Here is a 26,059-nt window from a genome sequence, read left to right on the forward strand (position 1 = left end):
CGGCCATCGGGCGCCTCGTCGACACCGTCACACCCGACGAGTGCGCCAACTTCTTCGCCGCCGCAGGATATGAGCCAGATTAAACCGAAAACGCTCTAGCCTGTCGGATGAACCGTAAGGCTGCCATCACCGGGCCGCCCAGGCCGATAGATTCTTGGTGAGCTCAGTAGCCGGACGACCCTCAACGACGATGGGCCAGTTCCATCGGAAAACTTAGGTCGGCCGTCCCGTCCAGCGCGAGGAGCTCTTTTGGGGGAGGACCGAACGGAGCCGCCGCCATGACCGCCGCCAGGGCGCTCTCGTCGGTGCGTCGCGAGCCGGAACCACGTTCGACCGAGACGTCCCGCAACGTCCCATCGGCAGCGACGACGACGCGAACCTCGACGACGACAGGGCGACGCTTGCCCGGGGTCGGACGGGTGACTTCCACGGCAGTGGCCACCTTGGCCACGAGGGCCGAGAGCCATTCTCGAACCTCGGGCGTGACGCGGGTTTGGGCCGATGCCCCCGCCGGAGTGAGGAACATGAGGCAGAGCCAGAGACCGAACGCCGTTCGACGGACCAGCATGGCTGTCCTTGGCTGCATGCCCGATGCGCTCCCAAGTCCGACGGCCGCCATTGCGCCGCCCCAATTCCCGGGCGGTTCACCCGATGTCAGATTTCGCATGTTCGCCATCGTCGACCCTGCCGGAACAAGCATCAGCGGCGCAACCTGCCGCGTGGTCCGCCGTCTTCTCGCTGTCCTTCGGGGTCTTCGGGTTGGTCACGGCCGAGTTCCTGCCCGTGAGCCTCCTGACGCCCATGGCGGCCGATCTCGGTGTATCCAACGGCGCGGTGGGACAGGCGATGACCGCGACTGCGGTGGTCGCCGCCTGCGCCGGACCGCTCCTGGTCCTCGGCTCGGGCCGTCTCGACCGCCGCTCCATCGTATGGACGCTGATGGCCCTCCTCGCGGTCTCCAGCGTACTCACGGCCTTCGCGACCGGCATCACGATGCTCCTACTGGCCCGAGCCCTCCTTGGCTTCGCCCTCGGAGGCTTCTGGGCGATGATGGCCTCGCTCGCCCTTCGTCTCGTATCCCCTGCGGACGTGCCGCGCGCCATGTCGATCATCGTGATGGGCGTGTCGCTCGCCACCGTCGCGGCGGCGCCACTGGGGGCTGCACTCGGTGGCTTCTCGGGTTGGCGAACGACGTTCCTCGACGCCTCCGGCCTCGGCGTCGCTTCGCTTCTCGTTCAACTCGCGGTCCTTCCTCGGATGCCTTCGGCGGGCGCGCCGGGCATCGCCTCGTTCCGTGCGGCACTGACGCTGCGGCCCGTGTTGATCGGGCTGACGACAGTCATCATCGTCGTCTCCGGCCATTTCGCCGGTTTCACTTACATCAGGCCGTTCCTTGAGGCCGTGCCCCGGTTCGAGGTGTCGACGGTCTCGCTGACGCTCCTGGCCTTCGGCATCGGCGGCTTCTTCGGCAACGTCGTCGCGGGCATCATCGCGGCGCGAAGCCCGGCCTGGGCCGTCGGCAGTTCGGCGCTTCTCATCGGAGCCGCCACGCTCGCGCTCGCGCTTCTAGGGTCGTCCCCGTTCGTCTCCTTCCTCGCCACGACCATCTGGGGCGTTACGTTCGGTGGGTTCCCGGTCTCGACCTCGATCTGGAATGCCCGCGCCGCGCCCGACCTTGCGGAAAGCGCGGGCGCACTCTTCTCGTCCTCGTTCCAGGTGGCGATTGCGAGCGGTGCCGTTCTCGGGGGCCTCCTCGTCGACGGAACTGGGCCAAGGGGCGTCATCATCTACGCCTGCATTGCCGTCGTCCTAGGTGCCGCGGTGATGCTCACGATTGGTCGGGCGTACGAACGGGCGCGGAATTAACGGCAGATCCCGATACCCTGCCGGAAGGGTTGGCGTCCTGGCATTTACCCCTTCCTCGACGTCGCCACGAACGACCGTCGCGGTCCAAGGTCGAATGCGTCCTGGGGTACGTCACGGCGGGCTTGCATGAGGCAGCGGTCAAGGTAGTCGTGCGGCCACCTCGTTCCGGCGGAGGAATGGGATCGCGAAGAGTGGGTCATAGCCCATGAAGACGGGGGGAGCGCTGGTCTTCCGGCCGGCGGTGGACAACACCTCCGTCAGGATACGCTCCTGTTCGGTTCGAGCCTCAGGCGTGATGGAGCCTGAGAAGCGAAGGGCGGCGATCTTTTCAGCCGGGACGCGGACAAGACGGACACCTGCCTCGGTGGGCTCCGGGGGCCCGGCCTCGGCGACCTCGCGTGGAAGGAAGAACCGCATCGTTCCCCCTGAGCCCTGCTCGACCGGAACCGTCATCGCGATGCGTTGACCTCCGGTTTCCACGGGGGCGGTCATCGCGATGCGGTCGCCCCGCTGGTTCGCGCCGGTGATGTAACGGAAGAGCCGTCCGAACGCCTCGCCATCACCCTGTCCGCGCCCGTCGGTCTCGACGGCGAGGCGGGGCTCGTAGGCTCGGACCTCCACGCCACGGTCGAGACGCTCGACGACCGCGTACCGAGGCTGGTCGTAGAAGGTTCGAACGCCGAAGACCCCGAGCACGGACTCAAAGAGGGTGACGAGATAGTAGAGGAACTTATCCATCGGGTGACACTCGGTGGCGGACGGAAATCGTGGAGCGCCCGATTAAGGGCGATCGCCGCCTTGGTCCGGGTTCCCAAAACGCACGATGGCCCGACGCCGCCAAGCGGAACGTCGGGCCATCCGGATCAATCTAGGACGCCAACCGCGTCAGGGAACGATGCCAACCGCTAGGCTGGAATGGCAGCGGCAAGCGAGGCATCCGGGGGCGTCTTCGGACGTGGCATCGCCATCGCCGGACACGGCGGCGGATCGTCGTCATCGTCGCGTCGTCCCGGGCGAACGTACCAGTGCAGGTCCGCGAGACGTCGTAGGCGTCTTTGCCTGGGCTGCCTCGGCGGGCCTGCGGACGTTACCGAACCGAACTTGGGAGCCGACTTGCGGTCGAGTTCGCCAAGCGCAGCAAGGACGGCATCGACGGAGACCGGCTCGGCCCTGCTGCCTGTGAGGCAGCGCATGCTCGGCGCGTTTTCAAGGGCGCTCGCGTCAGACGCCCAGGAGGCGAGGATCGCGCGCCTTTCCCCCATTGAGAGCCCAGGGTGGGTCAACACCTCCCTGGGGTGACGGAACACGTCGCCCGGGGCGACGAGCGCCTGCCATGCCTCGAACGAGGCCGGATGCGCGCCGACTGGGTTCACGGCGCTGGTACGGGAACTGAAGCTCTCCATCATCGACATCGATCATCCCTCCTGAAGATGGGTTGGATGGGCGGTGCCCTCACTCGCCGGTACGCAAGGGAGGGCGTTCGACGGGTGGCGGAACTTAAGCCGCCTTGCGCTCGGCCTCGATCCGAGGCTGTGCATTGTCCTGGCCGACGGCAGCCTGCGTCCCGCCGATGGGAATGCGCCTCGGCTTCAGGGCCTCCGGCACCTCACGCTTGAGGTTGACCGTCAGCAGGCCGTTCTCCAGGTTCGCGCCGACGACCTTCACGTGGTCGGCCAGGTTGAAGGTCTGACGGAACGTCCGGGTTGCGATGCCGCGATGCAGGAGTTGGCGCTCACCCTCGGACGACTTCCTCTGGCCGGTGACCTGGAGAGTCGTGTCGTGCTGGGTCAGATCGATCTCGTCGGGCGCGAAGCCAGCGACGGCCATCGTGATCCTGTACGCATCGTCCTCCACCCTCTCGATGTCGTAGGGTGGCCAGCTCGCGGACGTCTCGGTCTGGGTGGCCTGGTTCAGCAGGGAAAACAGGCGGTCGAAGCCGACGGTGGAACGGTAGAGAGGGGCGAAATCGAGGGTCCTCATGACCACATCCTCCTTGGAGCAACGTGATGTGACCCAGCGCCCGTTCAGCGAGCCGAGAACCGGCCTCGCGCGCAGGTAACGCGGACATCGCATCCGGGTTCCAAGAAAATTCGCAGACCCGAGATTGGCATTTTCGCAGGGCTAAGGGCGAACCCTGAAGGCCTGCGAGGTGCAAGAAGTCTCGGTACGCGCCTTTCCATCATCCTGAGCTTGTACCCGCTCCGGCACTGCCGCCTTCCCTCGGGGCCGGCAAAGTCACCTCTGATCTGAGACCTCCTTCCTCCCGATCGAACAGCCTGATCTCACCTCCGTGCGCTCGGATGGCCGAACGCGCGATGGCAAGGCCAAGGCCGGTGCCTCCGGTCTCGATGCTGCGGGAATCCTCCAGGCGCGCGAAGGGCGCGAACATCTCCTCGATTCGGTCCGGCGGTATGCCGGGACCGTCGTCGTCGACGGTAACGAGGAGGCCGTCGGACCGATGCTCCAGGGCGATCCGGGCGCGCCCGCCATAGCGGACGGCGTTGGCGACGAGGTTGTCGAGGGCACGGCGCAAGGCCGTCGCGCGACCGTGGAATGGCAAGGACGCGGGAGTGGTGACGGCGACCTCGTGTCCGAGGACCCGGTGGTCGTCGGCGATTGTCCGGACCAGGGCAGCAAGGTCCAGAGGTCCGTGGTCCTGGGCCGTGGCGTCGTCGCGTGCGAAGGCGAGCGTCGCCTCGACCATCTCGCGCATCTCCGAGATCGTGCGCACCATGGCGTCGCGCAGTTCCGCATCCTCCACCATCTCCGCCCGCAGCCAGAGCGAGGCGATGGGGGTGCGCAGGTCGTGGCTGATGGCGGCGAGCATGCGGGTGCGGTCTGTGACGAAGGCCCGCGAGCGCGCCTGCATCTCGTTGAAAGCCGCCGTCATGGTGCGAAGCTCGCTTGGTCCCTTCTCGGGCAAGGGCTCGACGGCGACGCCCCGACCGGCGCGTTCGGCGGTCGAGGCCAGTGCCTTCACCGGCCCCACGATGCCCTTCATGGCGATGCCGATTACGACCAGCACGGCGACGACGCTGGCGGCGATCTGGATCAGGCCGATGCGGACCCATGGTGGCGTCGGGAGCGCCAGCGGCGCCTCGCCGTTGAGCCAGCGACCGTCGTCGAGACGCACGGACACGCGCAGGACCTGCGGCTTGCCGGCAAGCCGGTCCGATGACGGTTCCTCCCCCTGCTCCCGTTCGACAAGGAGCAGACGGGCCTGGCTCGCACCGTCCCGCATGCGTCGGTCGAGACGGCCGGCGAGCCGGGCCTCATCGTCGTCCATGGCATTGTCCGGCACCAAGCTGGCCGTATCGATGGTAAACCGATGGCGCGGGGAGCCGTAGGCCTCGATCACGCGCGGAACGGCCTCCGGGGGCACCGTATCGAGCAGGCGCACCAGCGTGGCGACGCGGTCGACGACCTGGGTCCGGGCGACCGCACGACCGACGAGCGAGGATTCCCGCGTGACCATCGCGAAGGCGAGGGCCTGTGCGCCGACGACCGCGAGCACGAGGAGGAGCGCCAGGCGGACGCCGAGTGAACCCGGCCCCAGCCTCACGACACCGTCCTCACATCGGAGGCGCGGACGTAGCCACCGCCCCAAACGGTCTTGATGAGTTCCGGGTCTGCCGGATCGCGCTCCAGCTTGCGTCGAAGCCGACTGACCTGGTTGTCGATGCTCCGGTCGAACCCGTCGGCCGCCCGGCCCTTGGTGAGGTCGAGGAGCTGGTCGCGCGAGAGGACGATGCGGGGGTGGTTGGTGAGTGCGCAGAGCAGGCGGAACTCGGCGGTGCTGAGCGCCACAGCCGCGCCCGCCGCGTCGACGAGCTCGCGCCGGTCGGTGTCGAACACCCAACGGTCGAAGGCGAGGCGGCTTCCGTCACTGGCGTCGCGGAGGCGGGGGAGCGCCCGGGCGCGGCGCAGGAGGTTCTTGACCCGAGCCAGCAGTTCGCGCGGATCGAAAGGCTTCACGACGTAGTCGTCCGCGCCGATCTCCAGGCCGACGATGCGGTCGGTCTGCTCCGCCAGGGCGGTCAGCAGGATGACCGGGGTGTCGTGGACCTCGCGGATGTGCCGGCAGAGCGAGAGCCCGTCCTCGCCGGGCATCATCACGTCGAGGATGACGAGGTCGATGGCCGAGCCCGACAGCACGGCACGGGCAGCGGCCGCGTCGGCGGCGACGCTGACCCGGAGGTCGTGCCGCTTGAGGTAGGCCGCGAGCGGATCGCGGATGTCGCGGTGGTCGTCGACCACCAGCACGTGGGCGTGGTCCATGGCTACGTGTCCCATCCGCCGGTCGTAACCCGGCGCGATCTGCGGCTCTCGATGAAGTTGTCGCAATATGTGTCAGGCTGCCCGGCTCCGCGACCGTCCGCGACACAATCGTGATGTGTCGACAAATCCCTGCGACAGGGCGCCGGCAATCTCCCCCCATCGCAATCACCCACCAGGGAGAACCTGCAATGACGGGTCTGACGGACATCGCCTCCACCGGACTGAAGCGGCTGCTTCCGGCGGCGCTCCTGGCCGCGGGGCTGGCGGCACCGCTGGCCACGGCGGGAACGGCGGAAGCCCGCGACGGCTGCGGCCTCGGCTTCCACCGCGGGCTCTACGGCTTCTGCCGACCCAACCTCAGTCCGAGGGTCGTCTACGCCCCCTACGTCGTGCGGCCAGCCTTCTACGGCCCCCGCTTCTACGGTCCTCGCTTCTACGGCCCCCGTCGCATCGGTTGGGGTGGTCCGCGCTGGCACCGTTGGGGAGGCTACCGTCACGTCGGCTGGCGCGGCGGCTGGCACCACCGCTGGTGACCGGGCCGAGCCGGCTTGAGGCCCCGGGATCGCGCTCTCCGGCGCGATCCCGCCCATCCCCCCATCACGGATGTCGTTCCATGGCACGCAGAACCCTCTGCCTCACCTTTGCGGCCTTCCTCTCGGCGTCCGCCGTCCTTGCACAGACGCCGGAGCCGTCGACATCGGCGCCTGTCGCCGCCAAGGCCGACGGCGTCGACCTGACGACCTTCCAGGCCCGGCATCGGACGCGCCTGATGAAGGCCGACGCGGATCATGACGGGCGTATCAGCGAGGCGGAGTGGACGGCCTGGTGGGCCGCCCATCCCGGGAAGGGACCGGCGGACCCCGCGAAACGCTTCCGACGCCTTGATGCGAACGGGGACGGCGTCGTCACCGCCGAGGAACTCGACGCGGCCTTTGCGAAAAGGTTCGAACGGCTTGATGCGGACCACAATGGCCGCGTCACGCGGGCGGAACGGCCCTGCCGGTGCAAGTGAACTGGTGGCAATGCCGCCCTATCCCATCACCCTGACACGGCGACCCAAAAGCTTGTCCGTTCGCCCCAAAACCAAGGAATCAACATGAAGCTCACCGGTCTCATCGTCGCCGCCTCCGCAACGCTGTTCGCCGTCGGTCAAACCCAGGCTCTGCCGATTGCGCCCGGCCCGACCGGTCTCGACGCGCCCATTGTCCTGGCGCGCGGCGGATGCGGGTTCGGCGCCCATCGCGGCCCGTTCGGCGGATGCCGTCTCAACCGTGGCCCCCGAGGCGATATCAGGCGCGCCCTGACCGGCGCACCCCGCGGATGCCCTCCGGGTCTCTACCGCGGACCTGGCGGTCGCTGCCGTCGCTGACGCAGGCGTCACGCCGAACGCATTCGGTAGGTTTGCTTGGGTTCGGCGTTATTGGTCCAATTTCGGCGCTGCCCGACACGGATCATCAAACGCCCGTCGGTCCCGTCCCCATCCATCCGACCGATGGCGGGACCTTCGCGAACATCAAACGTTAGCCAGAGGTGCCGCCCCAACGGTCCCTGATGAAGGGAGGCGAGACGAATGCAGTCTGACACACCACGCCCAGGCGATGATCCTCTCCCGCCTATCGGCGATCCGGCTCCCGAGCCCACGACGCCTGAGATTGATCCACCCGTCGAGCCACCGGCTCCCCAGCCGCCAGGCCCCATCGAAGTGCGCTGACGCCGGGCATCCTTCCGTAAGAGTCGATAATGGGCCGGACTTCAGGACATCTCCTGCCCTGTCGTCGACTTGCGCGAGACGGACGGGATGAGCAAGCGCGGCGGTGGTCACCAAAAACCTCCGCGGCGTTTGATGTTCGAGCGGACGACGTATCAGCCTCTCGCCGGACGGTCGGTCGGATCGGCTCACCCGCGTCCGCTTGGGACGGGTTCGTCGGACGGGGCGTCCTCCTCCGGAGGCGGCGGCAGGTGGGGCGGCGGTAATCGTCCTGGGCTCGGCGGCGTTGGCAAGCCAAGGTCCTCGGTCGGCACCGGTGCATCGTCGGTTCTGTCCTTGTCGTCGCCCATGACGTCCTCCTGCTGACTGCTCACAACGCGCAGGACATGCTTCGGAGCCGCCGCATCGATTGATCGCGGAGGACGTGGCCCCAATCCCAGCTCATCCGATGCGGCGGAAAGCCGTACGCCACCCACGAGCGGCCGGATGAGGGAACGGAAGGAAACGAGATGCCCACCCCTATGTTCGACGAGAGCAACATCACCTGGCGGACGCTCGACTGGCTGCCGCACATCGCCTTCTTCGTCTACAAGGTCGACGAGGAGAACCGCATCGTCGACGTGGTTTTCAAGTTCGCCGCGAACCAGCGTGTGATGCTGCATCGGCACAAGAGTCCCTACGTGACCCTGGTGCTCCAGGGCGAGCTCCGGTTCTACCGCCAGGACGGTACACACAAGGAGACCCGTCCCACCGGGAGCTACGTCTCGGGCGTGGCGAACGGCGAGCCGCATCTTGAGGGTGGCGGCGACGAGGACGCCATCGTGTTCTTCAGCAACCGCAATATCGAGGACGCGCTCTACGAGTTCCTCGACGATGCCGGCAACCCCGTCCAGGTCCTCGGCATCGCGGACTTCAAGGCACAGCTTGAGGAACAGATCGCGACGGGGACTTACGAGAAGGTTACTGCCAGGGCTGCATGACCCTTGCGGCACCGGGGAAGTGGATGGGCATTCCCGGTGTCGTACCAGCGTCTGGCCAGCCTTGCCTGACATGCGCATGGGATACCCATGACCACGTCCGGTTCACGCATCACCTATTCCGTCGGCACCATCATCTCGAAGTGCAGGCCGCTCCCGTCGATGGTGCGGTGGAAGCGTCCGCGTAGGCTGCGTTCGATGGTCTGTTTCAGAAGGCGCGAGCCGAACCCCGTGCCGTCGGCCTTGTCCGCCTTGGACGGGGCCACACCCTCGTCCGATGTCAGCCGCATCTCGTCGCCTTCGATGACCCCGTGCAGCCTCAGGGTACCGCCTCCTGAGAGGGCGCCGTACTTGGCCGAGTTGGTTGCGAGTTCGTGGAAGATCATCGCGTAGTCGTTGACCCGACCCGGCTCGACGGTGACGCTCCCGTCGATTGCGACATCGACGTTGGCGCCGTCCCGGTAGGGGGACAGGATGCGCTCGGCGAGGTTCTGGAGCCTGACATCGCCGAGGTCGTGCTTGTGCGAACGCGTGGCCAGCGACGTCGCCTCGTGCAGGACGCCGAACCGCCGCGAGAGATCCTCGGCGAAGTTGGGCGTCGACTTGGCCTCACGGGCGACGATGGCGGTGAGCGCGCGGGCGACCGTGAGCATGTTCGAGACGCGATGTTCGAGTTCGGCGGTCAGGAGATGCTCGGCTTCCTCGGCGCGCTTGCGGTCGGTGATGTCGAGGAAGATGGCCTGCACCCACTCGCCGACCTGACCGGTGTCGCCACCGACGCCGCGGGCGGAGACCCAGCGGGCATCGGAACCGTCGCCGATGCGGAAGTCGAAGCTGTAAGGGCCGGGATCGGTCGCGCTCGCATGCCAGTCGAGCATCATACCGTGGCGGTCCTCCGGGTTCACCTTCGCGAACAACTCGTCGATGGGAACGACGGTCTCGGCTGTGCCCCAGAACTCCCGGCACAAACCGTCGAGCTGGGCCAGGCGCCGGCTCGGCGACCATGCCCACATGGCGACGCCACCGAGGTGGATCGTGTCGGTGAAGCTCGCCAGCGTCCACTCGTACTCGGTCGGCGTGGTATCCTCGGCCATGCAATCCCTAGGTTGATCCGAAGCCTTGGCGACGCCAGTCGCATCGCCGGGGAGACAAACCCTTCGTTGCTCGATTTGCTCCACGGCTGAGGTTGGGCGTGGCCTGGATAAGGCGAGGACCACCGCGACCCTTTCACGAACACGTCCGAGGCGAGCAACTCATCCCTGCCTGGCCTGTTGACCGAAAATGTCGACGAAACGCACCCACGAAGCATCCGTCATCCTCGTTGTCGAGGACGACGATCTCGTCCGGATGAATGCCGCCGAGATGCTGGAGGACGCCGGTTTTGCGGTCGTCGAGGCACGGCATGCCGATGAGGCATGGCTCATCCTGCACGAGCGTTCGGACATCGGCGTGCTTTTCACCGACGTCGACCTGCCAGGTTCCATGTGCGGAATGACCTTGGCGGGGCGCGTACACGACGCCTGGCCGGACATCCGACTGGTGGTGACCTCCGGTGGCCAGCGTCTAACGGACCAAGATATACCGGACCACGGCCTGTTCGTGCCTAAGCCCTACAGTGCGGAGCAGGTCGTAGCGGCCATGCATCGCGTGGCTTGATCGCCAGTTCGCTCATCGAAGTCCGCCCCTCCCCGTTGCGGCGACGGAGGGGAGAAGGCGTACCCGCTCTGGCTATGCCGAGAATGCGGTGCTCGGGTACGGTCACCTCGAACCCGGCATGGCCGTCCTGACCAAGCCGTTCGTGACGGTAGCGCTGGCGTCCCGGATCAAGGACCTCATCGCCATTCCGTAGTGGTGGAAATCTAATGCCCGGCCACCCTACGAACGTCTGCGATGGGTGGATTTCCGCCGGTCTGCGTCAGAACCGATAAGCCTCCATGCAGACTTGGCTGCTCCGGACGCTTTCGACCCCTCGCCGAAGTCGTCGAATGCCCGACGCCGTAGCTGGACGGCATGAGGCATTCGGCACTGCTTACGAAATTGCCGATCGTTGTTCAGGTTACCAAAACCCAGTCCCGGCAAATTTCCGATTTCGTCACATCACTCACTGGACAGCTTATGGTTGATCTGAGAGTAGTGACAAAGCGAAACGAAATTTGAACGAGTGTGGCATGTGGCCTCGGAAAGTCGGAGCGCGGGCGGTGACGGCCACGTCCTTTGACCCTTCGGACGGCAGTCCGCAAAGCCGATCCAAGGGACTGGTTGGCGACGGGGTCGCGTACTTTTTTACCCATGGTGGATTGGCACGGCCGACTTGGAGCACGCTGCTGCCCATAGGCTTTGCTGCAACGCTCATGCTCACTGCGCCGGCCCTGGCCTACGACGACAGCGACTGTGTACGGCAGGAAACTGTCCCGGTCAGTGTCGACGAGGACTTCGGCACCTGGTCCGAGATGGATGCCGCGAGGAAGCGAGCCCTGGACAGGACGAACCAGTCGGCGATTAGCCAAGTCGTCGGCGTCGAGGTGAAGTCGTCGCGCGAAAATCGCGCGGAAATCGTGAATAGCGATGCGGAACAGCGCTTCAAGCAATTCGAGCAGACTAATCTCGCCGGCTTCGTGCGGGTAAAGATTTTGGAGGAAAATCGGAAATCGACGAACGCGGGCGGGTCCCTGTCGATCAAGTCCCAGGTTACCGTCTGTGTGCCGAAGTCGCAGACGGTCAAGAAAGAGGAGCAGGAGCGCGTCGCCCGGCAGCAACGGCCCGCCAAGCCTGTCGATCCGACGACCGTCGCTTGGTTCGATCCTGTCACCGGCCAGCCGCGGGTCTGGTACTGGCGCGAAGACGCGACCTACGACTTCTTCGACAATTCCGGATTTCATCCGAGGACCGGCGACAAACTGCTGGTCGTCGACCGGAAGGTCGTGAACGAGTGGCGCGTGAGCGTCGAGCGGGGGAAACGCGAGGCGGTCGAGCGAGTGCAACGGGAGGCAACCCAGCGGGAGGCTGAGGCACAGCGGCAAGCCAAGATCGCCCGGGCGGGGGAACTATGCGACCAAGCTGCCGCGGGGCCCTACGATCTCGATCGGCCCAAGACCACGCCCGGCGTGGCCTGGGAAACCCTGAGGGGCGCGGGTGGTCAAGCTGTCGAGGCCTGCGAGATCGCCGCCCGTCAGTACCCGGAGGAGCGCCGCTACCGGTACCAGCTGGCTCGGGCCTACCAGGGATCGGAGCCGAAGAAGGCTTTGCCGCTGCTGCAGCTTCTGATGCGTCAGAACTACCGCGCGGCCTACGACAATTACGGCTGGGCGCTCCTCGACACCCGGGTCGGACGTAACGACATGGCCGGCGCCCTCGCGAGCTTTCGGCAGGGAGCCAACCTGGGAGATCCGGATGCCATGGTCAGCCTGGCGACGATGATCTCGAAGGGGCGTGTCGAGGGAGCGGGTCAGGAAGAAGCCTACCGCCTCTTTAAACGGGCGGCAGGCCTGGGCCACCGCGAGGCATCCGAGGCGGTGGACCGCATGATGGAAGGCCAGCGGCAGGCCGAACAGCAGCGCCTTCAGAACGATCAGGCGGCCCGCGCCTTCATGGGACTTGTAGGCGGTGCCCTCGGGGGTATCGGTCGACGCTGAGCAGGGAAAAGGTGATGAACGCGAAGCGTCTTAGTTTCTTCGGCGCGACTGCCGCGCTGTACCTGGGTGTTAGTGCGGCCGCCCTGGCGCAAACGAGCGCGCCCGGCGGCGACGCCGAGGCGACGGCGGCGCTTAACGGTGGAGCGCACCCGGCGGCCGGCGCACAGCCTCCGTCGGTTGAGCAATGCTGGGCCGACTGGAAGGCGAAGGAGAAACTCGAGGACGGCAAGAACGAGAAGAAGAACGGATATTTCGTCTACGTCGCCCATGAGCAGGCTCCGGTGGACGAACCTTTGGGGTCTCGCAATTGGCTCGTCGGCCGGAACGCTGCTTTTAGCTATGCCGAGATTAATGCCCGGAAGTCGCTGGCGGAGGCCATGCGCACCACGATGCGGTCGAGCCGGTCGGCGGCAGTCAGGACCTTCGGTGGCGATGACGCGCCGCCGTCCCTGCAGCCGGTCGTCGAACAACTCTCAATCGTCGACAAGTCCATGGTCCTCACGGACAAGGCCCTCGACGCCGAGATCAAGAAGTTCGATCCCAAATGGTCAGGGGGCACCGAGACGCAGAAGCGCGCGGCAATCGCCACCGAGCAATTGCGGATCAACCAGAGCATCGAACGCAGCGCGGAGATGTTCGCCTCCGGTGCTTTTACGGTTGTCCAGTGCGAAGGGCCGAGCCGGGAGGATAGTGGGAAGTACCATGTGCTCACCGGTCTGATCTGGACGCCGAAGCTCGCCGGTGTCGCGGAGACGATCTGGAATCCGACCCTCAAAATCCAGCCGGAATCGCCGCAGGTACCCGTCCGCCAGCAGTTCGATGCGATCAAGGCTGCAAACCCGGACTGGCTGGCCTACACGATGGGGGCACGCGTATTTACTGACGAGAACGGAGAGCGGGTCGTCGTCGGCTTTGGCGTGGCGCCTCAGACCAGCCTGATGCCCGCCGACCGCAGCCGCGCGAACTTGTCGGCCATGGCAGCGATCCAGAGGTTCGTCAGCGAAAGGGTGCTTGCTAAGACGAAATCCCAGGAGGCGTACGAGAAGCGCGGGTTAAGCGACGGCTCGACCCAGAGCTTCAACCTCGACACCTTCAACGAGGAGGTAAAAGCCCAGGCCGCCGACCTGCAACTGAAGGGGGCCACCGAAATCCTGTCCTGGCGCGGTGAGCATCCCTGGTCCAAGGCGAAGATGCAGGTCGTTGCCGTGGCATGGAGCCAGCGCTGGGCGGCCGATGCCGACGCAGTCGGGCGGGCGATGGGAGCCGCCGAGCAACGTATGATGCAGCAGGGAGGCCTACTTAAGGCGCCTACTACGGCTGAAGGCCAAGCTGGCGGCGTACCCACTGCGGCACCGGTGAAGGCGGGCGCAGGTGTTTCGACGTCCGATTTTTGAAGCCTTTACAGGGTTGGGCCTACGGCCGGAGCGCGAGGTCGTAAGCCAAGCCTAGGGGAACAGGTACTGCACCACCATCCTCGACCCTGGACCGAAGTCGGCGGAGGACTGACGAACGTCTGCTCTGGGAGAGCGCCAACAGCGCTTCTGGCGACTGAGTTGGGTCGGAAGCGGACCCAAGGCATGGCTCCCATTCGTCAGGTTTAATTACCCGGCGCGAAGGTTCGCGGTTCGGTCCCCACGACAATAAGAGATGAGCCGCTTCCCTCTGCGGCCGGTCGACCTCGCTCCGGGGTGGTCCGTGAAATGACCGCTTCTTCACGCCTGGCCCCCATGATGTCCCGAATGATGTCGGGGCGCGGGTCATGGTCGATAGGGTCGAGGTGTTCGAGGTGTTCGAGGTCGCGGACCGGTTACGGGCGCTCCGGGGCAAGGAGGCCGTCCGGGTCTCGGTGCGACGGGTGCGGGAGAACCTGAAACGGAAGGGCTCGTTCGGCGACGTCGGCAAGGAGCTTAAGGATTGGAAGAACGCCCGGAGCTACCATCCGGTGATCGAGCTGATGCAGTTGCCGGACGCCTTGGAGAAGCGAATTGGCGATTTCGGCAGGGCGCTTCTCGATGAGGTGCAGGCCAGCGAGAGCCGCGTTCGGGACGTCGAGCGCGCGAACTTCGAGGTCGAGCGGGCGAACCATCGGGAGTTGCTCGACGAGGCCGGCATGACAATCGATGCCTTGGAGGCGCGCGTGGCGGCGCTGACCGCGGAAGTGGCGCGCCTTCGAAAGGATGGGGCCACGGAAGCGGTTGAGAGGCAGCCCGTCGACGAGGCGACGCTTCAGCGGCGCCAAGACCTCGCGGGCAAGGGGGCGGTGATGGATGCGGCAATGTCCCTATCGAGGGACAGGGCGGTCATGCCGGGAGCCCAGGAAGCTTTCTGGCGAAGCGTCGAGACCGAGGTCCTCGCGTTGCTGCGCAAGCGCGGTCCGATGCCGGCAGGCAGCCTGCTGATAGCCCTGCCGGAGGATCTCCTGAACCGCGGCAAGAATGTCGAGATGCCCCTATCGGTAGGTTGGCTCCGTTACAGGCTCAGGGTGATGATCGAGGCGGGCAAGCCGCTCGTCGAAATCGATGGGCGCTTCATGCCTGCCGAGAAGGCCAAGGGCGCGGCACCACCGGCCAAGCCTGCGGAAGGGGGTGTAAGGTCGCCGCCGCCTTCCCTTGGCGATGCGGTCATGTGGGAAGTCGAAAGAGTGCTTCTGGAGCAAGGGCCATTGATGCCTGCGCAGATACGTGAGCTCCTGCCGGCCAGGGTGCACGCGGCTGCCAAGAAGCATTGGCAGGACGGCCTGAAACGACTGGGGAAGGACATGACCAAGCGGTCCAGTCGCGGGTACTATTTCAAGGACCTGGAGGACGGGCGCTTCGCGGCGCTTGAGGGCGATGAAGCCGAAACGCCGCCGGGCGACGCCGAGCGCAGCGCATAGCGGCACCTGGGAGGCGATACGTTCCTCGCCCTGCCCGGGGTGCGACGGGGGCACCGTATGGCGAACGCGGACGGTCACGACTGATTGGGGATGGGTCGCCGGCACTGAACGCGGCCGCGAGCCTGAGCTTACGAGCCGGCCCAAGTGGGTGCCGCTCGACTCCGAGGGTAACGCATAGCGGGTAGCGACATCCGCTATGCGTTACGAAGTTTCGCGAAGCGGCACGGCGGAGGCGCCCTGCGGTTTCGTCCCTGCGCGATCAGACGTCCGTGGGGACCGATGGTTGGGGCAGCCTCGCCAGGATCTGATCGAGGGTGACGGGCCTCCAGTCCCAGCAGTCGACCCCCACATCGAGGCTGCCTGGGATTGCCTCCAGGGAGCCATGGGAATGGCCGTAGAAGTGGAGGTGGCCCCGGTGCAGGCCCGGCCACACACGATGCCCGTAGTGGGACAGCCAGGCCTTCTGAGGCTTCGCCATCCCCGGGTCTTGGATCTGGATGGTTACCACGTCCACAACAGGCCCGGCCCACGCCAACCGTTCCCCAAGGTCGTCATCGTGGTTGCCCCGAACGAGATGCTTTCGGCCCTTCAATCGCGAAAAGATGCCGGCGGCGTAGTCGAGGTGGCACTTATGAGCGAAGTCGCCGAGGTGCCAGACGATGTCGTCCGGGCGCACGACGGCGTTCCAGGCCGCGACCAGGGCCTCGTCATGCTCCTCGATGGATACGAACGGGCGCTGGTTGTTGATGCGGGGTGAGAGAACGGACTTGTGCCCAAAATGGCTGTCCGCGGTCAGAAGGGTCCTGGGCATGATAGCCTCCGATAATTCGGAGGCACGGCGTTCGACGCGGCACTCCGGGGTCAACGGGATAGGTGCGGCGTCTCAGCTATCATTGGAAAACTCTCTTCGGGGGCGGGACGGATCGCAGCTCGGTCGATGATGGGCAAGCGCGAGGGCGGAACCGTCCACAGGTCCAGCTTCCGGAACGATGAGGCATGCCACGGTTCCCAGCGCATCTCCGGGTATTCAAAGCGTCAAAAGATATATGCATTTGCCCGAGTCGGCTGAAACGACCCAATCGCCGAAAATCGTGGCTAAACGCCCAGGCTTTCAAACCTGTTTCCACAAGCAATCCGTCCGGGGACATATCGGGGACAAATGCGATTTTAAGGCAGCCTAAAGCCCAGTCAAAACAATGAGTTATGAGGGGTAGGCGTAGATGGCGGAGACGGAGGGATTCGAACCCTCGATACCCCTTTCGGGGTATGCTCATTTAGCAAACGAGTGCCTTCAGCCGCTCGGCCACGTCTCCGCAGGCCGTCGATCTAGAATTTCGCGTCGGGGCGGTCAAGCCGCGAATCCGTGCTGGTGTGAGAATCTGCCCGGCGGCGCTCGTAGTGCTTGGCGACGCGCAGGTGGCGGGAGATGGCGTAATTCATTGCCGTGAGGAAGCCGTAGGTGCCGCGCACGAAATGGCGGCGGCCGAAATAGGCCTTGAGGAAGTTGCCCGGCAACTCCACGAACAGGCGCCAGGTCGGGATCGCGACGCCGCGGGCCGCGAGATCGTCGGCTTGCTGGTCGGAGTACCGGTTGAGCTTGTCGAGCTGGTCGCCGAGCGAGCGCACCGAGAAATGGTGGATCACGCCGCGCAGGGTGCCGACGCTGGCGCCCGGGGCGAGGTCGACGCGGTCGTGGACCGGGGACGGTGAGTAGCGGCCGCGATCCTTGCGGTAGAGGCGCACGGGCGTGAGGCGGTAGGCCCAGGGATGCGGGCGGCCCTCGCCGGGAAAGATCTCCGCGATGGCGATGCGATAGGCCGGGTGGCGCGGCTCGCCCTTGCCGAAGGCGGCCCGGATCGCGGCCGCCAGATCCTCCGGCACCACCTCGTCGGCATCGACGTTGAGCAGCCAGACGTGGCGGCACTGGTCCTCGGCGAAGCGTTTCTGCGGGCCGTAGCCGGACCAGCCGTTGTGGATCACCCGGGCACCGAGGGACGCCGCCAGGGCCTGCGTGCCGTCGGTGGACCCGGAATCGACCACCACGAGATCGTCCGTCAGGCCCCGCACCGCCCGGATCGTAGCCCCGATGCGGTCGGCCTCGTTCTGGGCGATGATGAAGACCGAGAGAGGGAGGGGAGGCATCGCGGGGCGGCCATCTTTGGCGAGAAACGTTGCAAGCGCCCCCGCTCTATCGAGCCCCCCCCGACGCCACAACCTCGGCTGCGATCGTCCGAGGTGCGTTCGTCTCAGTCCTGTCCGAGGCGGCGGCGCTGGATCTTTCCGTTTGGCGTGCGCGGCAGGGCGTCGAGGAAGCGGATCGCGCGCGGGCACTTGTAGGCGGCGAGATGCACCTGGCAGAAGGCGATGAGGGCGGCGGCATCGGGGGACGCCCCGGCTCTCGGCACCACGAAGGCGGCGATGACCCGGAGGTCGGCGCGGACGCCGAGTTCAGCGACCCCGACTTCGGCGACGTCCGGGTGACGGGCGAGCACCGCCTCGACCTCGCTCGGCGAGACCCGGTAGCCCAGCGCGTTCATGAGGTCGTCGTTGCGGCCGTGGAACCAGAGGTAGCCGTCGGAATCGAGGCTGGCGAGGTCGCCGCCGGTGAACCAGTCGCCCCGGGTGACCGCCGCGTCCTCGTCCGGCCGGTTCCAGTAGCCGAGCATCAGGCCGGGCTCGGAGCGGTGCACGGCGAGCAGGCCGATCTCACCCGGCGACAGCGGCTCGGGTGCACCGTCCGTGGGCAGTATGGCGACGCGGCGCCCGGGCTGGGGACGGCCCGGCGAGCCGGGGCGCACAGGGATGGTGGGACCGCTCGACACGTAGGTGGAGATCTCGCTCATGCCCAGTGCCTCGTAGAGCGGCTTGCCCGTGGCGTCCGTCCAGGCGGCGAGGAGTTCGGCCGGCAGGGCCTCGCCGGCCGTCACGCCGTGGCGCAGGCGCGTGAGGTCGTGTGCGGGGAGGTCTGCGTATTTGAGGATCTGGCGGTAGAGGCTCGGCACGGCGGCGAACAGGGTGGCGCCATGGCGAGCGATGAGGGACGGCCACACGGCCGGATCGCGCGGGCCGTCGTACAGCACGGCGGTGGCGCCGCAGGCCCACGGATCGGTGACGCCGACCCCCAGGGTGTAGGTCCAGTTCAACGTGCCGGCGTGCAGCATCACGTCGGTGTCGGTCAGGCCGAGCCAGTGGGCATGCATCGGTCGGCGTCCGCGCACCGAGCGGTGGGCGTGGCGCACGCCTTTGGGTCGGCTCGTGGTGCCGGAAGTGTAGACCAAGATCGCCGAATCGTCGGCGGCGGTGTCGGCGTAGGCCGGCAGCGGCGGCCCGGCCCTGAAGGCAGCGATGTCGGCGGGCCGCAGGACGAGGCGGCCGTCCGTGCTCGCGGGATCGAGGGCGATGTCCGCGCCGGCGGCGATCACGGCGGCCCCGGAATCGCGCGCGAGGAAAGCGGCCTCGGCGGGCGTCAGCTGGGGCGAGGCCGGCAGGGCGACGAGGCCCGCGGCCAACGCCCCGAAATAGGTCAGGACGTAGTCGGCCTCGTGGCCGAGGCGGATCATCACCCGCGCACCGGGTGTCAGGCCGAGGCCGAGAAGACCCGCCGCGATTGCCCGGACGGCCCGGTCGGCCTCGGCGAAGGTCAGGGTGGCGGCGGCTCCGTCGGCGCCCGCCATGACGAGGGCGGCTTTGTCGGGCCGCAGGCGGGCGTTCTCGGAGAGGCAATGGGCGGCGGCGTTGAAGCGGTCGGACACGGGTACGGGACTCTCCGTCACGGAATTTTCGGCGATGAGAGGCGCAAACGCGCGCCCGCCGCAAGGGCCCCTCAGGAGAAGCCGAGCTGCGCGCGGATGGACTCGGGTTCGACGCCCTGCGCCCGCAGGTCGGCGAGGCTCTGCGAGCCGCGCGATTTGGCGAGCTTGGCGCCGGTGGCGTCGAGCAGGAGGGCGTGGTGGTGGTAGCGTGGGCCCGGCAGACCGAGGAGCGCCTGCAGCAGCGCGTGGAGATCGGTGGCGGCCAGGAGGTCGGCGCCGCGTACCACGTGGGTGATGCCCTGCGCTGCGTCGTCGGTCACAACGGCGAGGTGATAGCTCGTCGGCACGTCGCGGCGGCCGATGACGCTGTCGCCCCAGCGGGCCGGGTCGGCACGCACGGACCCCGTAGTTCCGTCCGGTGCGAAGGTGGAAAAACCGGACGGGCCGGGCGCAGCCGCGCATGCGCGGTCCATGGCGAGGCGCCAGGTGTGCGGTTCGCCCCGGGCGATCCGGGCGGAGACGCTGATCTCCGGTAGAATCCGGCACGTGCCGGGATAGAGCGGCGCCCCATCGGGATCGCGCGGGAGTGGGCCATCCCCGGCGGCGGCCCGCGCCGCCGCGCCGACCTCCGAACGTGAGCAGAAGCACGGATAGGCGAGACTTCGGGCCGCGAGGCCCCTGAGGACCGACCGGTAGGCCGGCATGCGCTCGGATTGGCGCAGAACCGTTCCGTCGAAGGCGATCCCGAGCCAGGCGAGGTCGTCCTGGATCGCCGATACCAGGTCGGGCCGTGAGCGGCCGGGATCGATATCCTCGATGCGCAGGAGGAGGCGCCCGCCCCAGCGCCGGGCGAGATCGGCGTTGAGCAGGACCGACCAGGCATGGCCGAGGTGCAGGCGGCCGTTGGGGCTCGGCGCGAACCGGAAAGTCGGCGCGGTCACGGGGGCCGCCGGCTCAGAGTGCTTCACAAAACTCCCGGTCACCATCGGTTCTCGCTCTGAGCACGGCGGCGCAACGGGAGTTTTGTGAGAGACACTCAGTCGCCGACGCGGCGCAGGCAGCGCATCTCGGACGGCACGCAGGCGATGCCCGGCAGGGAGCAGGCGGCCCCTTCCTCCCGGCGCTGGCAGACACGGCAGCCGTCGCCCCACTCGGCGCAGGTGTGATCCGCGCTCGGCGCCACGGCGGCTGCCCTGTGCGAGGCCGGAGCCAGGGTTCCGATCAGAACCGTGGCGAAGACGATCGCCGCGATACCCGCGAGGATGCCGCGGTCGTGGCGGGCGGACGAGGGGTCCATCGTCGGGGCGTCGAAAGTCTGGAAAGCGGCCATGCGCCCGTGTTCGCGCGCCGGCCCGGACCTGTCAACGCGGCCCGTCAACAGCCGGGTCAAGCCGCGGCCGACCGCCGTTCGAGCAGGGCCGGCAGCGCCCTCAGGTTGAGGGGTTTGGCGAGGAAACCGTCGAAGCCGGCGGCTCGGGCCGCCAGCTCGTCGTCGCGCCCCGCATTGGCCGTGAGCGCCACGAGGTGAAGCGGCCCGCCTTCGCGAGAAGCCTCGAGGGCACGGATGCGCCGGGCGGTCTCGAGGCCGTCGAGACCGGGCATGCGGATGTCGATGAGGGCGAGATCGAACGCTCCGCCCTCGGAGAAGAGTGCCACGGCTTCGAGCCCGTCGCGCGCCGGAACCACCGTGGCGCCGAGGCGCTCCAGAGCTTTCGTCGCCAGGAGGGCGTTGATGGGGTTGTCCTCCGCCAGGAGCACGCGCGGGCCCGACGCGGCGACCCGTGGAGGCGCGGCGGCCGACGGTCCTTCGCCCCCCCCGATGGGCCGTGCCGGCGCCATCAGGCGGTCGAACAAGGAGCGGGAGCGCACGGGCTTGACGAGATAGCTGTCGAAGCCCGCCGCGCCCGGAGACCCGAATTCGCGTCGGTCGAAGGGCGAGAGCAGGACGAGACTGCAGCGCACGCCCCCGGCCTTTGCGGCCTGAGCGAGGGTCCGTACGGCGGCGTCGCCGAGGGAGCGGTCGGCGATGATCGCGTCGAAGCCTGCGCCGGAAAGAGCTGCGAGCCCGGCCGCTTCGGTGTCCACCACAGTGGCATGGGCGCCCACCCTGGACAGCCGACGGGCGAGGAACGGCGCCTGGAACGGTGAGGCTGCCACGATCAGCACCGTGCGCCCGTGGAGGCATACAGGCGCCGCGACGGGATCCTCGGTCCCGGCGGCCTCCAGGGGCAGGAGGGCGGTGAAGCGGCTGCCCTGGCCCAGCGCCGACTCCGCCTCGATCCGGCCGCCCATGCGGGCGACGAGGCGGCGGGTGATGGCGAGCCCGAGGCCGGTACCTTCGTGGCGTCGGCTGGCGCTGCCGTCGCCCTGCTCGAACTCTTCGAAAAGAAGGGGAATCCGCTCCGATGGGATGCCCGGCCCGGTGTCGCGAACCGTGAGTGCGACATGGTCGTCCTCCCGCCCGATCTCGATGCCGACGCCGCCCGTCTGGGTGAACTTCACGGCGTTGCCCGCGAGGTTGACGAGGATCTGACGCACGCGGTCCGCGTCGCCGATGACCATCGGGGCGACATCCTCGGCGATGTCGAGGGCGATCTCGATGCCTTTGTCCTGCGCCCGCGGCGCGAGGAGCTCGACCACGCCCTCGGCGAGAGTTGCGAGGTCGAAGGGTGCGGCGGCGAGGTCGAGGCGGCCCGATTCGATCCGCGAGAAGTCGAGGATGCCGTCGATGAGCGACAGCAGCGCCTTGCCGGACGTCCGCACCGCCTCGACGTAGGTGCGCTGCTCCGCGTCGAGCCCGGTGTCGAGAACCAGGTCGGCCATCCCGAGGATGCCGTTGAGCGGCGTGCGGAACTCGTGGCTGACGGTGGCGAGGAAGCGGGATTTGGCGACGTTGGCGGCTTCCGCCCGGGTCAGGGCCTCGTCGAGGGAGCGGGCGGATTCGATCCGCTCGGTGATGTCGGAGCCCGCATGCAGCCACTGGGTCTCGCCCGTGGGACCGGCCACCGGCATCTCGATGATGGAGAACCAGCGCGGCGGGCCGGTCACGGGGGCGAGCCGCCGCTCGACCCGGCGCACGCCGTCCGGACGTTCCTCAACGGGGCCGTGCTCCAGGCAGGACGCCTCCAAGGTGGAGCCAACGAGGGCGAACGCCTCCGCGCCGACGAGGCGCCCGAACCCGGCATTGGCGAAGGTGATCCGCCCGAGGGCGTCGCGCTGGACGACGATCTCGGTGGTCGCCTCCACGAGGGCCCGGTAGCGCTCCTCGCTCTCCGTGATGCGCTGGATGCGGGCCTGGAGGTGCTCGACCTCCGCACCCTCCACCGCCGGCATCCCGTGCCGGCGCAGCAGGACGACCAGCACGAAGGCCCCGGCCAGGACGGCGAGGATCAGCGCGAGGGTCTGGCTGGTCATGCGTTTCTCCCCGGTGCGGACGGACCGACCCGTTCGCAGCGCAGAGGGACGATGCCAGCCGGGGTTGAACGCCGGCTTTCGAAAGGCGCTTAAGCGTTCCTTGCCAGGCGACCCGCGAATGCGTCTGCGTGGCGGTCGATCCGCCGCCGTCCGTTTCCCGGGCGGACGAACAGGGCGGCGCCCGCGGCCTTTGGCGCCATCGGATCGCTCGCGCTTCACGGGCCCGCCCCGATGGTGTAGGCGCGACGGCTCATCCGTGAGCCCGATCCGGGCCGGCCGCGAGAGCGCAAGCGCCCATGACCGTACCAAGTCCCGTCACCGGTTCCGCCCCGACCCGCATCGAGGCGACCTTCGCCCGCTGCCGTTCGGAGGGGCGCGCGGCCCTCGTCACTTACGTGATGGCGGGTGACCCGGACCCGGAGACATCCTTGAAAGTGCTTCAGGCCCTGCCGGAAGCGGGGGCCGACATCGTCGAATTCGGCCTGCCGTTCACCGATCCCATGGCCGACGGCCCCGCGATCCAGGCTGCGGGCCTGCGGGCGCTGAAGGGCGGCCAGGGTGTGGCCCGCACCCTCGACCTCGTGCGCCGCTTCCGGGAGAGCAACGCCGGCACGCCCGTGATCCTGATGGGGTACTTCAACCCGATCCACACCTACGGCGTCGACCGCTTCCTCGACGATGCGGTGACGGCCGGCATCGACGGCCTCATCGTCGTCGACCTGCCGCCCGAGGAGGATGACGAACTCTGCCTGCCGGCACTCGCCAAGGGCCTCGCCTTCATCCGGCTCGCCACGCCGACCACGGACGAGAAGCGCCTGCCCGCCGTCCTCGCGAACACGGCCGGTTTTGTCTATTACGTATCGATCACCGGCATCACCGGGACGGCGACCCCGGATTTCGGCAAGGTGGCCGATGCCGTCGGGCGCATCCGGCGCCACACCGAACTGCCCGTCGTGGTCGGTTTCGGCGTCCGCACGGGGGCTGACGCCGCCGCCATCGCGCGGGGTGCCGACGGGGTCGTGGTCGGCTCCGCCCTGATCGACGCCCTCCGGGGCAGCCTCGACGGCGAGGGCCGCGCGGGGGCCGGAACGGTCGAGGCGGTGAGCGCCCTGGTGCGCGATCTCGCCGAGGGCGTGCGCCGGGCGGCCCGGGCTTGATCACCGGACAGGGTCTGATCACCGAATTCGCGAAACCAAGGACGGCATCACGATGATGGTTGAGCCGATGAACTGGATCTCGGAGGTCGTGCGCCCCAAGATCAAGACCCTGTTCAAGCGCGAGACGCCGGAGAATCTCTGGGTCAAGTGCCCCGATACCGGGCAGATGGTCTTCCACAAGGAGGTGGAGAGCAACCACTGGGTCATTCCCGGCTCCGAGCACCATCTCAAGATGAGCGCCCAGGCGCGCCTCAAGATGATGTTCGACGAGGGCACCTGGATCGACGTGCCCCTGCCGGAGGTCGCCGCAGATCCGCTCAAGTTCCGCGATGAGAAGCGCTACGTCGATCGCCTCAAGGACGCGCGCGCCAAGACCGGAATGCCGGACGCCTTCAAGATCGGCTTCGGTCGGGTCGGCGGGCTGCCCATGACCCTGGCGGCGCAGGATTTCGCGTTCATGGCCGGGTCCCTGGGTATGGCGGCGGGCGAGGCCTTCGTCCGAGGAGCCGAGACGGCCCTCGACAAGCGCACCCCCTACATCCTGTTCTCGGCGTCCGGCGGCGCGCGCATGCAGGAGGGCATTCTCTCCCTCATGCAGATGCCGCGCACCACCGTGGCGATCCGCCGGCTCCGGGCGGCGAAGCTCCCCTACATCGTGGTGCTGACCAACCCGACCACGGGCGGCGTCACCGCTTCCTACGCCATGCTGGGCGACGTCCACCTGGCCGAGCCCGGCGCCTTGATCTGTTTTGCCGGCCCGCGCGTCATCGAGCAGACGATCCGGGAAAAGCTGCCCGATGGGTTCCAGCGCTCCGAATACCTCTTCGCGCACGGGATGATCGATCAGGTCGTGCACCGGCACGCCCTGAAAGAGACGATCGCACGCCTGTGCGGCCTCCTCATGAAGCAGGACGCTCCCACTTCGCCCCGGACGGCCCCCGCGGCTGATCCGGCCTGAGCCTCAGCGACGCGACGCACGCCCATGGATTCCTCCGACGCGCTCATGGCGCGCTTCCTCGCCCTGCACCCGCGCACGATCGACCTCTCCCTCGGTCGTATCCAGCGCCTGCTCGAACGCCTCGGCCATCCGGAGCGCAAGCTGCCGCCGGTGATTCATGTCGCCGGCACCAACGGCAAGGGTTCAACCATCGCGTTCATGCGGGCGATCCTGGAAGCCGGAGGCCTTGCCGCCCACGTCTACACCTCGCCCCACCTCGTGCGATTCCACGAGCGCATCCGCATCGGCGCGGTGGGGGGCGGCCAGTACGTGCCCGAGGATCAGCTCGCCGACGCCCTCGCCCGATGCGAGGCCGCCAATGCCGGCGAGCCGATCACGGTGTTCGAGATCACCACCGCCGCCGCGTTCCTGCTGTTCTCGGAGACGCCCGCCGACGTGCTTCTGCTGGAGGTCGGACTGGGTGGGCGCGTGGACGCCACCAACGTCATCGACCGGGTGGCCTGCGCCGTGGTCACCCCGATCGGGCGCGACCACGCCGAGTATCTCGGCGACACCGTCGAGGCGGTGGCCACGGAGAAGGCCGGCATCTTCAAGTCCGGCTGCCCGGCGGTGATCGCCGCGCAGGACTACGTGGAGGCCGATTCGGTCCTGTGCCGGCTGGCCGACGCCGTCGGGGCCGATCCGATTCGGGTCGGCAACCAGGATTTCTCCGTGCATGCCGAGCGCGGGCGACTCGTGTTCCAAGACGAGGTCGACCTGTTCGACCTGCCGCGCCCGCGCCTCAACGGCCGGCACCAGCTCACCAATGCGGGCACCGCCATCGCGGCCCTGCGGGCGGCGGGCTTCGGCGATATCGGGATCGCCGCCATCGAACGCGGCCTCGACACCGTCGATTGGCCGGGGCGGCTGCAGCGGCTCAACCGTGGTCGCCTGTCCGAACTCGTGCCGGAGGGGGCGGAGCTTTGGCTCGACGGCGGCCACAACGTCGACGGCGGCCGCATCCTCGCCGCCGCCATGGCGGATCTCGGCGAGCGCAGCGACGTACCCCTCGTTCTCGTCGTCGGACTGCTCGGGACGAAGGACGCAGAGGGCTTCCTGCGCAACTTCGTGGGCCTCGCCCGCACCCTGATCGCCGTTCCCATCGCCGGGCAGATGGCAGCGCGGCCGGCCGACGAGGTGGCGCAGATCGCCGTCGAGGTCGGCCTCGATGCTCATGTGGCGTCCGGCATCGAGGCGGCCCTGGAGAGCCTGTGCGCCACGGCGTTCGAGCGGCCGCCGCGCATCCTCATCTGTGGCTCCCTCTACCTTGCCGGGGCAGTCCTGACCGCCAACGGGACGCCGCCGGTCTGAAGAGGATCACGAGAGTTCCGACGCGCCGGCCGACGGGGAAACCGGTCGGGACCGGGATCTCGCGGCGCCCGCCAGGATGCTCTGTCCCTCAC

24 protein-coding genes and 1 tRNA gene are annotated in these 26,059 nt (G+C 67.8%); 11 read left to right on the forward strand and 14 right to left on the reverse strand.

From position 1 onward, the window contains the following. Positions 1–181: 181 nt before the first annotated feature. Complete coding sequence (locus tag ASF22_RS10915; protein WP_056263999.1) at positions 182–568, reverse strand: TonB family protein; 387 nt, start codon at positions 566–568, stop codon at positions 182–184. A gap of 83 nt (positions 569–651) precedes the next feature. On the opposite strand from ASF22_RS10915, the gene ASF22_RS10920 reads away from it, so the two are divergent. After that, positions 652–1,866, forward strand: a complete 1,215-nt coding sequence (locus ASF22_RS10920) for an MFS transporter (RefSeq protein WP_056264170.1) — start codon at positions 652–654, stop codon at positions 1,864–1,866. Positions 1,867–2,004: 138 nt separating this feature from the next. Here ASF22_RS10920 and ASF22_RS10925 read toward each other — a convergent pair whose 3' ends face one another. From ASF22_RS10925 to ASF22_RS10940, 5 genes are all read right to left on the reverse strand, one after another. After that, positions 2,005–2,604 (reverse strand): heme-binding protein, encoded by a 600-nt coding sequence (locus ASF22_RS10925; RefSeq protein ID WP_056264001.1) that lies wholly within the window; start codon positions 2,602–2,604, stop codon positions 2,005–2,007. Between the two features lie 167 nt (positions 2,605–2,771). Then, entirely contained in the window at positions 2,772–3,278 is a 507-nt protein-coding gene (locus ASF22_RS22965) for a hypothetical protein (RefSeq protein WP_082483631.1), read from the reverse strand. 85 nt (positions 3,279–3,363) lie between these two features. Beyond that, positions 3,364–3,846, reverse strand: coding sequence for an Hsp20 family protein (locus tag ASF22_RS10930; protein WP_056264004.1), 483 nt, complete (start codon positions 3,844–3,846; stop codon positions 3,364–3,366). A 199-nt stretch (positions 3,847–4,045) separates the two neighbouring features. After that, positions 4,046–5,428: an ATP-binding protein gene (locus ASF22_RS10935; RefSeq protein WP_056264009.1), complete on the reverse strand. Its 1,383-nt coding sequence runs from the start codon at positions 5,426–5,428 to the stop codon at positions 4,046–4,048. Beyond that, the gene (locus ASF22_RS10940; protein ID WP_082483632.1) at positions 5,425–6,144 is read right to left on the reverse strand and encodes a response regulator; all 720 of its coding nucleotides are present in this window, start codon (positions 6,142–6,144) and stop codon (positions 5,425–5,427) included. Before ASF22_RS10940 ends, ASF22_RS10935 begins: the two co-directional genes overlap by 4 nt. Before the next feature lie 188 nt (positions 6,145–6,332). Between ASF22_RS10940 and ASF22_RS10945 the strand changes: the two genes are divergently transcribed. The 3 genes from ASF22_RS10945 (at position 6,333) to ASF22_RS10955 (ending at position 8,832) form a co-directional block, all read left to right on the forward strand. After that, positions 6,333–6,677, forward strand: a complete 345-nt coding sequence (locus ASF22_RS10945; protein WP_156647665.1) for a hypothetical protein — start codon at positions 6,333–6,335, stop codon at positions 6,675–6,677. A gap of 236 nt (positions 6,678–6,913) precedes the next feature. Continuing rightward, complete coding sequence (locus ASF22_RS24345; protein WP_162239544.1) at positions 6,914–7,156, forward strand: hypothetical protein; 243 nt, start codon at positions 6,914–6,916, stop codon at positions 7,154–7,156. A 1,205-nt stretch (positions 7,157–8,361) separates the two neighbouring features. After that, positions 8,362–8,832 (forward strand): hypothetical protein, encoded by a 471-nt coding sequence (locus tag ASF22_RS10955; RefSeq protein WP_056264033.1) that lies wholly within the window; start codon positions 8,362–8,364, stop codon positions 8,830–8,832. Between the two features lie 113 nt (positions 8,833–8,945). On the opposite strand, the gene ASF22_RS10960 is transcribed toward ASF22_RS10955, so the two are convergent. Continuing rightward, positions 8,946–9,923: an HWE histidine kinase domain-containing protein gene (locus tag ASF22_RS10960; RefSeq protein ID WP_056264036.1), complete on the reverse strand. Its 978-nt coding sequence runs from the start codon at positions 9,921–9,923 to the stop codon at positions 8,946–8,948. A 187-nt stretch (positions 9,924–10,110) separates the two neighbouring features. Between ASF22_RS10960 and ASF22_RS10965 the strand changes: the two genes are divergently transcribed. The 4 genes from ASF22_RS10965 (at position 10,111) to ASF22_RS10985 (ending at position 15,336) form a co-directional block, all read left to right on the forward strand. Next, a complete protein-coding gene (locus ASF22_RS10965; RefSeq protein ID WP_056264038.1) occupies positions 10,111–10,485 on the forward strand; it encodes a response regulator in 375 nt (124 codons plus the stop codon). A gap of 542 nt (positions 10,486–11,027) precedes the next feature. Then, positions 11,028–12,461, forward strand: a complete 1,434-nt coding sequence (locus ASF22_RS10975; RefSeq protein ID WP_156647666.1) for a hypothetical protein — start codon at positions 11,028–11,030, stop codon at positions 12,459–12,461. Positions 12,462–12,475: 14 nt separating this feature from the next. Beyond that, positions 12,476–13,855, forward strand: a complete 1,380-nt coding sequence (locus ASF22_RS10980) for a hypothetical protein (protein ID WP_056264044.1) — start codon at positions 12,476–12,478, stop codon at positions 13,853–13,855. A 383-nt stretch (positions 13,856–14,238) separates the two neighbouring features. Continuing rightward, positions 14,239–15,336 (forward strand): DNA-binding protein, encoded by a 1,098-nt coding sequence (locus tag ASF22_RS10985; protein WP_210166649.1) that lies wholly within the window; start codon positions 14,239–14,241, stop codon positions 15,334–15,336. Positions 15,337–15,595: 259 nt separating this feature from the next. On the opposite strand, the gene ASF22_RS10990 is transcribed toward ASF22_RS10985, so the two are convergent. The 7 genes from ASF22_RS10990 to ASF22_RS11020 all read right to left on the reverse strand — a co-directional run bounded on the left by ASF22_RS10990 (position 15,596) and on the right by ASF22_RS11020 (position 22,502). Then, positions 15,596–16,147 carry a metallophosphoesterase gene (locus ASF22_RS10990; RefSeq protein ID WP_056264049.1) on the reverse strand — a complete coding sequence of 184 codons (552 nt, stop codon included), beginning with the start codon at positions 16,145–16,147 and terminating at the stop codon, positions 15,596–15,598. Between the two features lie 410 nt (positions 16,148–16,557). After that, positions 16,558–16,649: transfer RNA gene (locus ASF22_RS10995), tRNA-Ser, on the reverse strand. A 13-nt stretch (positions 16,650–16,662) separates the two neighbouring features. Then, complete coding sequence (locus ASF22_RS11000) at positions 16,663–17,478, reverse strand: glycosyltransferase family 2 protein (RefSeq protein WP_056264051.1); 816 nt, start codon at positions 17,476–17,478, stop codon at positions 16,663–16,665. 104 nt (positions 17,479–17,582) lie between these two features. Beyond that, positions 17,583–19,109: an AMP-binding protein gene (locus tag ASF22_RS11005; protein WP_056264055.1), complete on the reverse strand. Its 1,527-nt coding sequence runs from the start codon at positions 19,107–19,109 to the stop codon at positions 17,583–17,585. A 50-nt stretch (positions 19,110–19,159) separates the two neighbouring features. Further along, the gene (gluQRS, locus tag ASF22_RS11010) at positions 19,160–20,029 is read right to left on the reverse strand and encodes a tRNA glutamyl-Q(34) synthetase GluQRS (protein WP_056264178.1); all 870 of its coding nucleotides are present in this window, start codon (positions 20,027–20,029) and stop codon (positions 19,160–19,162) included. A 95-nt stretch (positions 20,030–20,124) separates the two neighbouring features. Continuing rightward, positions 20,125–20,418 carry a hypothetical protein gene (locus tag ASF22_RS11015; protein ID WP_056264058.1) on the reverse strand — a complete coding sequence of 98 codons (294 nt, stop codon included), beginning with the start codon at positions 20,416–20,418 and terminating at the stop codon, positions 20,125–20,127. A gap of 56 nt (positions 20,419–20,474) precedes the next feature. Then, positions 20,475–22,502: an ATP-binding protein gene (locus ASF22_RS11020; protein ID WP_056264061.1), complete on the reverse strand. Its 2,028-nt coding sequence runs from the start codon at positions 22,500–22,502 to the stop codon at positions 20,475–20,477. Positions 22,503–22,798: 296 nt separating this feature from the next. Between ASF22_RS11020 and trpA the strand changes: the two genes are divergently transcribed. Genes trpA through ASF22_RS11035 form a run of 3 tightly spaced genes read left to right on the forward strand, consistent with a single transcriptional unit; the run spans position 22,799 to position 25,967 of the window. Next, positions 22,799–23,659 carry a tryptophan synthase subunit alpha gene (gene trpA / locus ASF22_RS11025; protein WP_056264064.1) on the forward strand — a complete coding sequence of 287 codons (861 nt, stop codon included), beginning with the start codon at positions 22,799–22,801 and terminating at the stop codon, positions 23,657–23,659. A 55-nt stretch (positions 23,660–23,714) separates the two neighbouring features. After that, complete coding sequence (accD, locus tag ASF22_RS11030) at positions 23,715–24,617, forward strand: acetyl-CoA carboxylase, carboxyltransferase subunit beta (RefSeq protein ID WP_056171294.1); 903 nt, start codon at positions 23,715–23,717, stop codon at positions 24,615–24,617. A gap of 24 nt (positions 24,618–24,641) precedes the next feature. After that, positions 24,642–25,967 carry a folylpolyglutamate synthase/dihydrofolate synthase family protein gene (locus ASF22_RS11035; protein WP_056264067.1) on the forward strand — a complete coding sequence of 442 codons (1,326 nt, stop codon included), beginning with the start codon at positions 24,642–24,644 and terminating at the stop codon, positions 25,965–25,967. Positions 25,968–26,059 lie beyond the last annotated feature (92 nt).

This window comes from Methylobacterium sp. Leaf87 (assembly GCF_001422775.1).
Taxonomy (GTDB): Bacteria; Pseudomonadota; Alphaproteobacteria; order Rhizobiales; family Beijerinckiaceae; genus Methylobacterium.

Coding starts and splice junctions, on each gene's coding strand:
- ASF22_RS22965 (WP_082483631.1), bottom strand. CDS start 3,278: ATGTCGATGATGGAGAGCTTCAGTTCCCGTACCAGCGCCGTGAACCCA.
- accD (WP_056171294.1), top strand. CDS start 23,715: ATGGTTGAGCCGATGAACTGGATCTCGGAGGTCGTGCGCCCCAAGATC.
- ASF22_RS11035 (WP_056264067.1), top strand. CDS start 24,642: ATGGATTCCTCCGACGCGCTCATGGCGCGCTTCCTCGCCCTGCACCCG.
- ASF22_RS10990 (WP_056264049.1), bottom strand. CDS start 16,147: ATGCCCAGGACCCTTCTGACCGCGGACAGCCATTTTGGGCACAAGTCC.
- ASF22_RS10955 (WP_056264033.1), top strand. CDS start 8,362: ATGCCCACCCCTATGTTCGACGAGAGCAACATCACCTGGCGGACGCTC.
- ASF22_RS11015 (WP_056264058.1), bottom strand. CDS start 20,418: ATGGCCGCTTTCCAGACTTTCGACGCCCCGACGATGGACCCCTCGTCC.
- ASF22_RS11000 (WP_056264051.1), bottom strand. CDS start 17,478: ATGCCTCCCCTCCCTCTCTCGGTCTTCATCATCGCCCAGAACGAGGCC.
- ASF22_RS10930 (WP_056264004.1), bottom strand. CDS start 3,846: ATGAGGACCCTCGATTTCGCCCCTCTCTACCGTTCCACCGTCGGCTTC.
- ASF22_RS10965 (WP_056264038.1), top strand. CDS start 10,111: ATGTCGACGAAACGCACCCACGAAGCATCCGTCATCCTCGTTGTCGAG.
- ASF22_RS10980 (WP_056264044.1), top strand. CDS start 12,476: ATGAACGCGAAGCGTCTTAGTTTCTTCGGCGCGACTGCCGCGCTGTAC.
- ASF22_RS10915 (WP_056263999.1), bottom strand. CDS start 568: ATGCTGGTCCGTCGAACGGCGTTCGGTCTCTGGCTCTGCCTCATGTTC.
- trpA (WP_056264064.1), top strand. CDS start 22,799: ATGACCGTACCAAGTCCCGTCACCGGTTCCGCCCCGACCCGCATCGAG.
- ASF22_RS10945 (WP_156647665.1), top strand. CDS start 6,333: ATGACGGGTCTGACGGACATCGCCTCCACCGGACTGAAGCGGCTGCTT.
- ASF22_RS10940 (WP_082483632.1), bottom strand. CDS start 6,144: ATGGACCACGCCCACGTGCTGGTGGTCGACGACCACCGCGACATCCGC.
- ASF22_RS11020 (WP_056264061.1), bottom strand. CDS start 22,502: ATGACCAGCCAGACCCTCGCGCTGATCCTCGCCGTCCTGGCCGGGGCC.
- ASF22_RS10920 (WP_056264170.1), top strand. CDS start 652: ATGTCAGATTTCGCATGTTCGCCATCGTCGACCCTGCCGGAACAAGCA.
- ASF22_RS10925 (WP_056264001.1), bottom strand. CDS start 2,604: ATGGATAAGTTCCTCTACTATCTCGTCACCCTCTTTGAGTCCGTGCTC.
- ASF22_RS10960 (WP_056264036.1), bottom strand. CDS start 9,923: ATGGCCGAGGATACCACGCCGACCGAGTACGAGTGGACGCTGGCGAGC.
- ASF22_RS24345 (WP_162239544.1), top strand. CDS start 6,914: ATGAAGGCCGACGCGGATCATGACGGGCGTATCAGCGAGGCGGAGTGG.